This is a genomic window from Yersinia pekkanenii, assembly GCF_001152565.1.
In the GTDB taxonomy this organism is placed as follows: Bacteria; Pseudomonadota; Gammaproteobacteria; order Enterobacterales; family Enterobacteriaceae; genus Yersinia; species Yersinia pekkanenii.
Genome location: NZ_CQAZ01000002.1, coordinates 129,610 through 141,566 on the forward strand (window position 1 = coordinate 129,610; position 11,957 = coordinate 141,566).

An 11,957-nucleotide genomic window follows, 5' to 3' on the forward strand; every position below is an offset into this window, starting at 1 on the left:
GTTACTTAGTCAACAAATGGCCCATTTTGGTGGCTTTGGTGGCCATATATTGCGCATTTTTTGGATTCTGTCCGACAATTAATGGCACCCGTTCGACGATATTGATCCCCGCCTCGGAGAGGATCTTTACCTTCTCCGGGTTATTGGTCAGCAAGCGCACGGCTTTAACGCCCAATAATTTATAGATATCTGAGCACAGCGTGAAATCACGCTCATCGGCCGCAAAACCGAGTTGGTGGTTGGCTTCAACCGTGTCAGCGCCGAGATCCTGCAAAGCATAAGCACGAATCTTATTCAGTAAACCAATATTACGGCCTTCCTGACGGTGATAAATCAATACACCACGGCCTTCTTCAGCAATCTGCGCCAACGCGGCTTCTAACTGGAAACCACAGTCGCAACGCAGGCTAAATAATGCATCGCCTGTCAGGCACTCAGAATGAACACGGGAAAGTACGGGCTTATCTCCGCTGATGTCGCCAAATATTAACGCCAGATGGTCATGACCGGAGGCTAATTCTTCGAAACCGACCATCAAAAAATCACCCCAAGGAGTAGGTAATTTGGCTTCTGCTACACGTTTTAGCTGCATGTTACTGTTCATATTATAACGTCAGACCCTTAGGGATGTTGTCGCGTATACCCGCTCTAACCCGTTATATATCTTTCGGGTTAGGTAAAGGGCTAAATAAAAAGTTTCTCTGCGATCATTATTAGCTATATTGCCATAACTTTTGACTCACTGCTGTTCAACAAAACAGCGATAAGGAAAGAGAAAGTGTCTGGACTGAGTTGAGTAAGAGAATATAAAAAATTTGGCTATGTTATCAATGAGTAGCAGGGCTTATATTATATGGTTATAGCCTCTATGTCATTGGTACTATCACCAGAGAGCTATCTATGAGTCAATACGGCTGCGGAAATGATGAGCACGAAAGGACTCCAGATGTGGAATATAGCAAAACGAATTAGCGTCGGAACACTTATCTTACTATTGCCAACCATTATTATCTGGCTATCCGGCTGGTTGTGGCAACCCGGCGGCAGTGATCACCTGTTAAAAGGTCTGTTCTGGGTAACAGAAACGGTGACCGCCCCATGGGGGATACTGACCAGTGTGTTGCTCAGTGGCTGGTTTTTGTGGTGTTTACGCTTTCGAATCAAACCCGCTATTGGGTTGCTGGTGATACTAGGGGGGGTGATCATTGTGGGCCAGGGGGTGAAATCACTGATTAAAGGACAGGTGCAAGAGCCTCGGCCATTCGTGGTGTGGCTTGAAGCTGAGCATCACATCGATAATCGCTTTTTCTATTCGTTGCCGCGTGCTGAACGCAGCGAGTTAGTTAAACAGCAGTTACAGAGCCAATCTATTATTCCTCCCTGGTTGAGCAACCACTGGCAGTTTGAAACTGGCTTTGCTTTCCCTTCCGGTCATACGGTTTTTGCTGCCAGTTGGGCATTGCTGGGGGTGGGGTTGTTATGGCCGCGGCGGCATTACAACACGGTCATTTTACTGATGTTATGGGCGCAGGGTGTCATGATGAGCCGCTTGGTCTTAGGCATGCACTGGCCACGGGATCTGATTGCAGCCGCACTTATTAGTGGGTTATTAGTCGCAATTGTATGTGGTTTAGTGCAACGTTGGTTCGGTTCGTTAGCTATTCCGCTACAAGAACAGCGAGAGATCGAGAAGCGCGAGCATAAGGGAAATTAAACGGCTAGCAGTTATTCAGCGCCTGAGCGCTTAAAATAATATCGATTAGCTGCTGAATAGGTGCTTTATCTTGGTACAGGGTTTCTTTGCTGGGTAAGGAAGTGCTAATTTATCAAGTAAGGGTGCCATATTTTTGGCATAATTCATCAGGTTGATTTGGCCTTTAGGAAATAACGTGAAATATTTGCTGATTTTTTTGTTAGTGCTGGTGATTTTCGTGATTTCAGTCACATTAGGGGCAAATAACGATCAGGTTGTTACCTTTAACTATTTATTGGCTCAGGGCGAATATCGAGTATCTACGCTATTGGCAATGCTTTTTGCGGCAGGTCTAGTGCTCGGATGGGTTATTTGTGGGCTTTTTTATCTGCGGGTCCGAATATTACTGGGCCGTGCCGAGCGGAAAGTTAAACGCCTTGAATCACAGCAAGAACAGCCTGTTGAACCCGGTGCGACTGTGTCCACACCCGCTGTTGGCAAGGAATAATTTTCTATGTTAGAAATGCTGTTTCTGCTGTTGCCCGTTGCTGCCGCCTATGGCTGGTATATGGGGCGTAGAAGCGCTCAGCAGGATAAGCAACAGGATGCTAACCGCCTTTCTCGTGAGTATGTGGCAGGGGTTAACTTCCTCCTTTCTAATCAGCAGGACAAAGCGGTTGATCTGTTTCTTGAAATGTTGAAAGAAGACAGCTCAACAGTAGAAGCTCATCTGACGTTAGGTAATCTGTTCCGCTCCCGTGGTGAAGTTGACCGCGCTATCCGTATCCATCAGGCTTTGATGGAAAGTGCCTCTCTCACATTTGAACAACGGCTACTGGCAATTCAGCAACTCGGTCGTGATTACATGGCGGCTGGTTTATATGACAGAGCAGAAGATATGTTCAACCAATTGGTTGAGGAGCAAGATTTCCGGCTTGGCGCATTGCAGCAGCTATTAGTTATCCATCAGGCCACCAGCGACTGGAATAACGCCATTGAAGTGGCGGAAAAACTGGTCAAAATGGGCAAAGACAATCAGCGGTTGGAAATCGCCCATTTTTATTGTGAACTGGCCCTGCAAGCGATGGGCAGCGATGACCTCGATAAGGCGATGGGGCTACTGAAGAAAGCGGCCTCTGCCGACAAACACTGCGCCCGGGTATCCATAATGCAAGGTCGGGTGCATCTCGCCAGAGGTGAGTACGCGAAAGGGGTTGAGGCTCTGGAGCGCGTGTTAGAGCAAGATAAAGAAGTGGTCAGTGAAGCGCTTCCGATGCTGAGTGATTGCTATCAACATCTACAACAACCAGAGGGTTGGACCCGCTTCCTTAAACGCTGCGTTGAAGATAATACCGGTGCAACGGCTGAATTAATGCTGGCGGAAATTCTTGAACAGCAAGAAGGCCGTGACGTGGCACAAACCTATATCAACCGCCAGTTACAACGCCACCCTACCATGCGTGTTTTCTATCGATTGATGGATTATCACCTGGCAGATGCCGAAGAAGGGCGAGCGAAAGAGAGCTTGCTGTTGCTACGGGACATGGTTGGGGAACAGATTCGGACCAAACCCCGTTATCGCTGCCATAAGTGCGGTTTTACTGCCCACTCACTTTACTGGCACTGTCCATCTTGCCGTGCCTGGGCATCGGTGAAGCCTATCCGAGGGCTGGATGGGCAATAGGCGAGAATATTATGATGCAGTTTCAATAAGGCCATCGAGTGACGTGGATCACCCGATGGGCAGAAACTGTATGGGGGTATTGTGCTGAAGCCTATGGGTGATTTATTTTTTCTTCTGTGGCGTTTTCAAACCGTCTTTTAATAGTTGGCGCAGTTTCTTCAACTCTTTTTGGCTTAACGGCTGCTCTGAAATCTCTTCTACGCCTTGGTTATCAATCTCACCGTGATGCAATTTAGCGTCTTTACGGTTGTTTTTACTGTTTTTAACCTCAATCTCAAAACTCTTTTCTAATCTTTCGCAGACCTCGGTACTGAGAGAAAACTGTTTCTCTAAGGCGGCTGCTTTGATTTTCTCTTTTAATTCCAGAGGGATTTTAATGGTTAAGGTAGATATTTCGCTCATCAGATAACCTTCAATTTAGGGGAAAATACCAAGCTAAGCGAGGGAGGGGGAACTGTCTAGGGGATAACCGAATTGTCACAAAAAATTCACATTGCAACAAGCTAAAAAAGCGCCAACGCACTCTTCAGACTGCTGATAACCCCCGATGACGCGATGTCAGGCGGTGAGGGTAGGCCGAAGAGTAAAGCGTCCGCGTCTGGGATGGCGCGGCTCGAGCCCCAAGTATGGGGTTACGGCGTCTTTACTGTCTGCCTGTTCTCTCCGTGGTGAGCACTTTGTCAATAACCACAAGAGCGCCGAAGCGCTCTTTCAGTGGTACGACACAGACTTAACCCGAGGGAGGGAAAGACTTAACGATAAATAACCGCAGTGCCGTGTATTTTGTTATTGCCGGTTGCAGAGGTGATCAGGAAGGACTTAGCACCGGCAGCTTCAGCTTTTTGCGCCAGTACATTTTCTAAATCGGCCAGTGTACCGGCATTGTTGGCGGAAATTACACCAATTTCATTCAATCCTACTGATTCATTTTGTTGGATTTGTGTGGCTGCCATGCTAGCGAAAGAATTAATGCCGGTGCGATGTATTTGATGTTTTTCATGTGAAACTCCAATTTATAGTTTATTATTTGAATATTAAAATATTTTTATTATTCAGTAGACAATTAATGTCTTGCGATGGAGTGAATGATATACCATTGGCATTGAATTAAAATCACAAACAACTGACAGTATCAATCAAATTTTTTGATTGATAATTTACATTTCTTGAAACTGCTTTACTTAATGGCGGTTATGAGGAATGTCGCTACTTGACGCAAATTGACGTCTCCACCCCAAAACATCCGCGAGTATAACCATCGATGTGGCCCGATAGCTGTAATTTCAGTGATGCACCCTGTAGAATATGGGCGTTATCATTATTTATTAACTGAAAAATAATTACTGACTGAAAAAGGCTTAAAAATGACGTCTGCAACGAAAACTAATAGCAGTGGCCCAATATCTTCCCCGATTGTTGTCGCCCTCGATTATGACAATAAAGACGCTGCGTTAGCCTTTGCCGATCGTGTTAATCCGTGTGATTGCCGGTTAAAAGTGGGCAAAGAGATGTTTACTTTATATGGTCCACAGTTGGTTCATGACTTACATCAGCGCGGTTTTGACGTCTTTCTCGATCTGAAGTTTCACGATATTCCTAATACCACCGCCCATGCGGTCGCGGCGGCGGCAGAGCTTGGCGTGTGGATGGTCAATGTCCATGCCAGTGGTGGCGCGCGCATGATGACTGCGGCCAAAGAAGCCTTATTACCCTATGGTCCGCAAGCACCACTGCTGATTGCTGTTACTGTGTTAACCAGCATGGATGGTGAAGATTTACGCGATATTGGCATTAATATCAGTCCGGCCGAACAAGCGGAACGGTTAGCCAAATTGAGCTGGGATTGTGGTTTGGACGGCGTGGTGTGTTCTGCCCATGAAGCGGTACGCCTGAAGCAGGTTTGTGGTGCTGATTTTAAACTGGTTACTCCCGGTATTCGCCCACAAGGCAGCGATGCTGGTGATCAGCGCCGTATTATGACACCGGAACTGGCGGTCGCGGCGGGGGTGGATTATATGGTGATTGGGCGACCGATCACCCAATCGCCGGACCCTGAAAAGACATTGCGTGAAATTCTGGTATCACTGAGTAAGGTGGCATAATGAGTAATGATAATAGCCGCCTGGTTTATTCAACTGATACTGGCCGGATCAGTGAGCCAGAGATAAAACCTGAGCGCCCTAAAGGTGATGGTATTGTTCGCATCCAGCGCCAAACCAGTGGCCGAAAAGGCAAGGGTGTAAGCCTGATTAGCGGAATTGATGGCAGCGATGAAGTGTTAGAGAAGCTGTCTGCTGAGTTAAAGAAAAAATGCGGTTGCGGTGGCTCGGTAAAAGATGGCGTCATTGAGATCCAAGGGGATAAACGCGATCTGTTGAAGCAGCTTTTAGAAGCCAAAGGAATGAAAGTTAAATTGGCGGGGGGCTGAGGATAATCTTCAGTTTCAAGAAGAAAAGACATTATCCGACGTTATTGGCGCTGTAGCCAGGCGGCAAACGAATAAATCCCGATGAGCTGACTCATGTCAGTGATTCGGGTGCATGAGAGCCGCCAACAACGCTACAGTTTCAAGAACGAAGGATAAAAGTTACTTGCCAACTTGGTGCCCAATAACCCCACCTACCGCCGCACCACCTAATGTTCCTAGCGTGCTGCCGGTTAATACCGCGCCGCCTACAGCACCGGCACCGGCACCAATTGCGGTGTTACGGTCACGTTTGGACATATTGGAACAAGCGGACAGGGATAAGGCCAGAGTTAGTGCTAAGACAGCAGTGGCAAATCGTTTATTGATTATCATCATAATTATCTCCTGACGTTGGCTTAGTACGGATAGGTCAGGCGATGTATCTTTGCATTTATATCACCAGATCTTTCGGTACAAAATTAAACTTACACCACTAAGTATAGGCTTTTTATTAATTTTAGCCGCAGTCTCATTTGGTTAGGGTTTAGCATAAAGAATGTCGTTAGGCTTTAAATTCGGGATTAATACTAAAAACTCGGTTTGTCACCAATAGTAACCAGTATAAATATCCGAGAATCATTTAATAGGTAAATAGTCTTAATTTGGCTACGGGGGGCGTGAATTAGGGTTTATCTGAGGCTAAAGACACAATTAACCCCTTGTCTGTACTTAATAAAGTCTTACTTTCTGACCGGTGTCGCTCTCAGACTGCATTTTCTAGCTGATCCACACGCAGTTTATAGCTATTTATCCCATACCGGTTCTGACCTGTGGCGCTGAAAATGAAAGAAACTCAGTCATTCAGGATACGACGATGCTCAACGAACTGAAGCAGCAAGTTCTGGCCGCTAACTTGGCTCTGCCACGCCACAATCTGGTCACTTTTACCTGGGGTAATGTTAGTGCCGTTGACCGAGCGAGTGGTTTGCTGGTCATTAAGCCTTCCGGTGTGGAATATGACGTCATGACACTGGATGACATGGTGGTGGTGGAACTGGACACTGGCAACGTGGTGGAGGGCAGTAAGAAACCCTCGTCGGACACTGATACTCACCGGGTGCTTTACCTTAACTTCCCACAGGTTGGCGGCATAGTTCATACCCATTCACGTCATGCAACCATTTGGGCGCAGGCCGGGCAGGATTTACCGGCCTGGGGTACCACTCATGCTGATTATTTTTATGGCACTATTCCCTGTACCCGTCTGATGACACCGGAAGAGATTGCGGGCCGTTATGAATGGGATACGGGCAATGTTATCGTCGAAACGTTTCAGGAACGGGGGATTAAACCAGAGGATGTACCGGCTGTTTTAGTCAATTCGCACGGGCCATTTGCCTGGGGAACCCATGCCGATAATGCGGTTCACCATGCCGTAGTGTTGGAGGAGTTAGCTTATATGGGCATTTTTTCACGTCAGTTGAATCCGCAATTAGGCGATATGCAACCTCAATTGCTGGATAAACACTATTTACGCAAACATGGCAAAAATGCCTATTACGGGCAGTAATCTCTGTTTTGCTCAAAAGCACTGAAAAATCCGGAAGCCAACCTGTGCTCAGCCTTGTACGGATTTTTGCTGCCAAGCACCGAATCAGCAGTGATATGGCGCATTTTCACGCGCTTACTCGTTGAGGATATCGACCTGAATGCCTTGTGCCGTTAATTGCTGTTGATAGCTTGCGGATAGGCGGTTATCCGTAATAACCCGGCTGATGGCAGAGAGGGGGGTCAGTGAATTCTGATGCACCTGACCAAATTTTGATGCATCGACCAGAATGATATTTTCAGCGCCTTTGGCCAAAACACTGTTGATGACATCTGCTCGTAGCATATCGCGCCCGGTAAAACCGGTATTTTCCTGATAGCCGTCTACCCCGATGAATGCTTTACTGAAATGCACATGGCGCAGACAAAGTTGCGTCAATGGGCCAACCATACTGTCGCTTTTCTTCTGATAAATTCCCCCCAACAGAATGACTTCACAGACCGAATCCTTCAATTGCCGGGCAATATAGCCGCTCACTGTCACCAGTGTAATTCCAGGACGCTGTGCTAAATGCTGCGCCAGCAGGGCATTGCTACTACCACTTTCGATAAACACCGTCTCATCTTCATTAACCAGCGCCGCAGCGTGACGGGCCAGTTTTTGTTTCATGGCAAAGTGAGTCATCATACGGACATCGACATCATCGCTCTCCAAGGCAACGGCTGAACCGTGCACCCGCTTGAGCAAGCCGCGTTTCTCCAGTTGATTGAGATCGTGACGAATTGTCACCTCAGAGACACGGGTTGCCTGCGACAATTCACTGACGCTGACTCGTTGCCGGTCATTGACCAACTGTATAATTGTTTGCTGCCTAGGGTTCATAGCGCTCCAGAAAAGTGGGGGACTGAAAATTGGATCGGCTAATATAAAACAAAATAATTCTTTGTTTGAATATTATATTACTTTCGAATGAAAGATGATTGAGAAGGATCACGTTATTGATTGATGATTAGTTTATGATTACGACTAATGATTCCTCGCTAATCCATTCGCTTAACTGGCCTATTTGTTTAACCAGTCTGGCTGCTTAAATAATCCAAACCGGAGGTTGTTATGGAGCTTTATCTCGACACAGCAGATGTTGCCGCAGTAAAACGCTTGGCGCGAGTGCTGCCATTACAGGGCGTAACCACTAATCCCAGCATTCTGGCAAAAGCCGGTAAATCCATTTGGGAGGTTTTACCGGCGCTGCGTGATGCATTGGGAGGCACCGGTAAGCTTTTTGCACAAGTACTGGCCAGTGATAGCGAGCTAATGGTGTCTGAGGCGGTATTGTTATCGCAACGCGTCCCCGGCTTAGTGATCAAAATCCCGGCAACCGCTGAAGGATTGGCGGCTATCAAAAAATTAAAAGCCATGTCAATCCCAACATTAGGTACCGCAGTATATGGTGCCGGGCAAGGCTTGCTGTCTGCATTGGCCGGGGCAGAATATGTTGCACCCTACGTTAACCGGTTGGATGCACAAGGTAGCGATGGCATTGCGATGGTGCGTGAATTACAGCAGTTGCTGAGCTTACATGCTCCCGGCGCTAAAGTGTTGGCAGCCAGTTTCCGCACACCACGGCAGGTATTAGATTGCCTGTTGGCCGGTTGTCAATCGGTGACTATCCCGGTGGATGTGGCAGAACAGTTTATCAGTACGCCAGCGGTAAAAGCGGCAGTAGAACAGTTTGAACAAGATTGGCAGGGCGCATTTGGCTCAGTAATTCTGAGCTAGCGTGACGTGATGTTTTTTTTCTAATAATAGAAAAACGCCCTGTAAGTGATTAACAGGGCGTTACAGTGTCACTTGGTGCTGTATGTTGTTATCTTAGCAAGGGCATTTTCCCAACTTGCCCGCTTTGCTGGGGAAGCGGGCATCCAAACAGTAACGGTGAAAATCCCGTTCGCTCATCGGCGGTGTGTCAGGATGATGGCAGCGCATATGATTAACATAATTACCGTAATCCTGTACCCCTACCATCAGGCGGAAACTTTGCGCGACACGATGTGCAATCAGACGTACCCATGCCCGAAGGTTGGCCGGGCGAGTTGTCACCTGAACTAAAGGTATGCAACGTGTAATCTGACGCGGCGCACTTTGTCGCGGTCGGTTGGGTGAGCGGGTTGTTTTCCGCTTGCGTAATGGTATGCCTGCATTAGCCACGAACAATCTCCTGACGGAATACAATTTCAGTCTCATGCGTGGTCGGCTTACTGGATTTCAGTGCGCGCCGCACCACAAAGAAGGATGAAACCAGCATGGTCACTGCCACCAGCATAAAGAATGCACATAAGGCTGCGTTGATCTGGTTGTTGAACACAATAGTTTCCATGTCCTTAATGCTCTTGGCGGGTGTGATGAGCACACCTTGCTCACCCCCGGCGGCGAATTTCTTCGCCTGAGCGAGGAAGCCAATACTGGGCTTTTCATGGAAAATCTTCTGCCAGCCTGCAGTCATTGAGGTAATAAATAACAAAATGGTTGGTAGGATGGTTACCCAAGCATAGCGTTGCTTCTTCATTTTAAACAGGACCACTGTCCCTAAAATCAGTGCCATTGATGCCAGCATTTGGTTGCCGATACCGAACAGTGGCCACAAGGTATTGATCCCGCCTAATGGGTCAACCACGCCTTGATAAACAAAGAAACCCCAACAGGCGACTGCTACCGTGGTGCCGGACAAATTACCAAACCATGAGCGGTTATTGGCCAGACTCGGTACCACCACCCCGACCAAATCTTGCACCATAAAGCGGCAGGCACGGGTCCCGGCATCCACCGCTGTCAGAATAAACATCGCTTCAAATAGAATGGCGAAGTGGTACCAGAAAGCCATCATGTTACGGCTGTTAAATACGTCACTGATAATATGTGCCATTCCGACGGCAAAGGTCGGTGCACCACCGGCTCGAGACAAAATAGAGTTCTCGCCAACGTCTTTGGCGATCATCGTCAGGGTTTCCGGGGTCACCACAAATCCCCAACTGTTGATCGCCAGAGCGGCACTTTCGACGGTGGTGCCAATTAATGCCGCCGGTGAGTTCATAGCAAAATAAACCCCCGGATCGATAACGGAGGCGCAGATCAGCGCCATAATGGCGACGAATGACTCCATCAACATCGCACCGTAACCAATAACGCGGGTGTGACTTTCACGTTCAATCAGTTTTGGGGTCGTGCCACTGGCAACCAAGGCATGGAAGCCAGAAATGGCACCACAAGCAATGGTGATAAACAGGAATGGAAACAGGCTGCCGGAGAATACCGGGCCACTGCCATCAATAAAGCGTGAAACGGCGGGCATTTTCATTTCAGGCATGGCGAATACAATACCCACCGCCAAACCGATAATGACTCCGATCTTCAAGAAGGTGGACAAATAATCCCGTGGAGCCAGTAACAGCCACACCGGCAGTACCGAGGCAACAAAGCCATAGATGATCAACACCCAGGTCAGGGTAGTGCCCTTTAAGGTGAAGAATGGCCCCCAGTAAGGGTGAGCGGCGATATTCCCGCCGTAAATGATTGCGGCCATCATCAGTACGAAACCAATTAATGATACTTCTGCAATTTTACCTGGGCGGATAAAGCGCATATACACGCCCATGAACAGCGCTATCGGGATAGTTGCCGCAATGGTAAACAGGCCCCATGGGCTGTCGGCCAAGGCTTTAACAACCACTAACGCCAGTGCAGACAAGATGATAATCATCACCCCCAATGCGCCCAACATGGTGATTACGCCGGCAAAAGCACCTAATTCTTGTTTTGCCATTTCCCCCAGAGAGCGGCCATCACGGCGGGTTGAGATAAACAGGATCAAAAAGTCCTGCACCGCACCGGCCATCATAACCCCAACCAAAATCCAGATAGTCCCTGGCAAGAAACCCATTTGTGCTGCCAGAATTGGTCCGACTAATGGCCCGGCACCGGCGATGGCCGCGAAGTGGTGGCCAAACAGTACCCATTTATTGGTGGGGACATAATCCAGTCCATCATTGCGCCGCTCAGCCGGTGTTAGACGCCGATCGTCCAACTCAAACACCTTCTCAGCAATAAAGCGGCTGTAAAAGCGGTAAGCGATGCTGTAACAAGCTACCGATGCAATCACCAACCAGATGGCATTGACATGCTCACCCCGGCTGAGTGCCAACATGGCAAAAGCGAATGCACCAATTAACGTCACGGTCAGCCAAATGACGACGGTCTTGGCGTTCTTCATGGGTAACGACTCCTTCGTTGTACAGAGGATATTCCGGTTATCGACCGCCATTGGGTGAAGAAGGCGCGTAACGGTTCTTTAACATAAGGGCTTTAATGTGAAAGAAAAGTAGCGAAAGTGAAAACTGTGATGAGTAAAATGCTTTTCAAGTAACAACTGGCATGACTTGCTTACACATTGTGACGCTGAAGTGTGTCGACGGGTGGCCAGTAGATGAGAGCATTTAACGGAATGGCATCTTATTAATGATAGGGTCATGAGTTAATTATTTATAAAATTCATGATTTATAAACGGATAGAAAAAGCCGTGGGATGTTTTGCATCGCCACGGCGAGTCATACAATTAATGCTGTTCAG

General features: G+C 47.8%; 13 protein-coding genes and 1 pseudogene. 7 read left to right on the forward strand and 7 right to left on the reverse strand.

All coding sequences use genetic code 11. The annotated features are described in order from the left end of the window. Window position 1: 1 nt before the first annotated feature. On the reverse strand, window positions 2–592 hold the full coding sequence (ribA, locus tag AEP37_RS01545; protein ID WP_049608980.1) for a GTP cyclohydrolase II: 591 nt from the start codon (window positions 590–592) through the stop codon (window positions 2–4). A gap of 354 nt (window positions 593–946) precedes the next feature. Between ribA and pgpB the strand changes: the two genes are divergently transcribed. The 3 genes from pgpB (at window position 947) to lapB (ending at window position 3,377) form a co-directional block, all read left to right on the forward strand. Continuing rightward, window positions 947–1,714, forward strand: a complete 768-nt coding sequence (pgpB, locus tag AEP37_RS01550; RefSeq protein ID WP_049608788.1) for a phosphatidylglycerophosphatase B — start codon at window positions 947–949, stop codon at window positions 1,712–1,714. A 175-nt stretch (window positions 1,715–1,889) separates the two neighbouring features. Continuing rightward, window positions 1,890–2,201, forward strand: coding sequence for a LapA family protein (locus AEP37_RS01555; protein WP_049608791.1), 312 nt, complete (start codon window positions 1,890–1,892; stop codon window positions 2,199–2,201). Between the two features lie 6 nt (window positions 2,202–2,207). Then, on the forward strand, window positions 2,208–3,377 hold the full coding sequence (gene lapB / locus AEP37_RS01560; protein ID WP_049608792.1) for a lipopolysaccharide assembly protein LapB: 1,170 nt from the start codon (window positions 2,208–2,210) through the stop codon (window positions 3,375–3,377). Between the two features lie 102 nt (window positions 3,378–3,479). On the opposite strand, the gene AEP37_RS01565 is transcribed toward lapB, so the two are convergent. Together AEP37_RS01565 and bhsA are read right to left on the reverse strand one after the other, a co-directional pair. After that, a complete protein-coding gene (locus AEP37_RS01565) occupies window positions 3,480–3,779 on the reverse strand; it encodes a hypothetical protein (RefSeq protein WP_049608795.1) in 300 nt (99 codons plus the stop codon). A gap of 350 nt (window positions 3,780–4,129) precedes the next feature. Beyond that, window positions 4,130–4,377: pseudogene (gene bhsA / locus AEP37_RS01570) on the reverse strand (multiple stress resistance protein BhsA). Window positions 4,378–4,741: 364 nt separating this feature from the next. Between bhsA and pyrF the strand changes: the two are divergent. Together pyrF and yciH are read left to right on the forward strand one after the other, a co-directional pair. Continuing rightward, window positions 4,742–5,479: an orotidine-5'-phosphate decarboxylase gene (gene pyrF, locus AEP37_RS01575; protein ID WP_049608800.1), complete on the forward strand. Its 738-nt coding sequence runs from the start codon at window positions 4,742–4,744 to the stop codon at window positions 5,477–5,479. After that, entirely contained in the window at window positions 5,479–5,805 is a 327-nt protein-coding gene (gene yciH / locus AEP37_RS01580) for a stress response translation initiation inhibitor YciH (protein WP_049608803.1), read from the forward strand. Before pyrF ends, yciH begins: the two co-directional genes overlap by 1 nt. 159 nt (window positions 5,806–5,964) lie before the next feature. On the opposite strand, the gene osmB is transcribed toward yciH, so the two are convergent. Then, a complete protein-coding gene (gene osmB, locus AEP37_RS01585) occupies window positions 5,965–6,180 on the reverse strand; it encodes an osmotically-inducible lipoprotein OsmB (protein ID WP_049608806.1) in 216 nt (71 codons plus the stop codon). Window positions 6,181–6,658: 478 nt separating this feature from the next. Here osmB and araD point away from each other — a divergent pair, with 478 nt between their 5' ends. Further along, the gene (gene araD / locus AEP37_RS01590) at window positions 6,659–7,354 is read left to right on the forward strand and encodes an L-ribulose-5-phosphate 4-epimerase (RefSeq protein WP_049608808.1); all 696 of its coding nucleotides are present in this window, start codon (window positions 6,659–6,661) and stop codon (window positions 7,352–7,354) included. A gap of 114 nt (window positions 7,355–7,468) precedes the next feature. Here the strand turns inward: araD and AEP37_RS01595 are convergent, their stop codons facing one another. Beyond that, on the reverse strand, window positions 7,469–8,215 hold the full coding sequence (locus AEP37_RS01595) for a DeoR/GlpR family DNA-binding transcription regulator (RefSeq protein ID WP_049608811.1): 747 nt from the start codon (window positions 8,213–8,215) through the stop codon (window positions 7,469–7,471). A gap of 231 nt (window positions 8,216–8,446) precedes the next feature. Here AEP37_RS01595 and fsa point away from each other — a divergent pair, with 231 nt between their 5' ends. Further along, window positions 8,447–9,112: a fructose-6-phosphate aldolase gene (gene fsa / locus AEP37_RS01600; RefSeq protein WP_049608816.1), complete on the forward strand. Its 666-nt coding sequence runs from the start codon at window positions 8,447–8,449 to the stop codon at window positions 9,110–9,112. A gap of 93 nt (window positions 9,113–9,205) precedes the next feature. Here fsa and AEP37_RS01605 read toward each other — a convergent pair whose 3' ends face one another. Further along, the gene (locus tag AEP37_RS01605; protein WP_049608819.1) at window positions 9,206–9,541 is read right to left on the reverse strand and encodes a YbdD/YjiX family protein; all 336 of its coding nucleotides are present in this window, start codon (window positions 9,539–9,541) and stop codon (window positions 9,206–9,208) included. Further along, on the reverse strand, window positions 9,534–11,600 hold the full coding sequence (locus tag AEP37_RS01610; RefSeq protein WP_049608823.1) for a carbon starvation CstA family protein: 2,067 nt from the start codon (window positions 11,598–11,600) through the stop codon (window positions 9,534–9,536). Before AEP37_RS01610 ends, AEP37_RS01605 begins: the two co-directional genes overlap by 8 nt. Window positions 11,601–11,957: the final 357 nt, after the last annotated feature.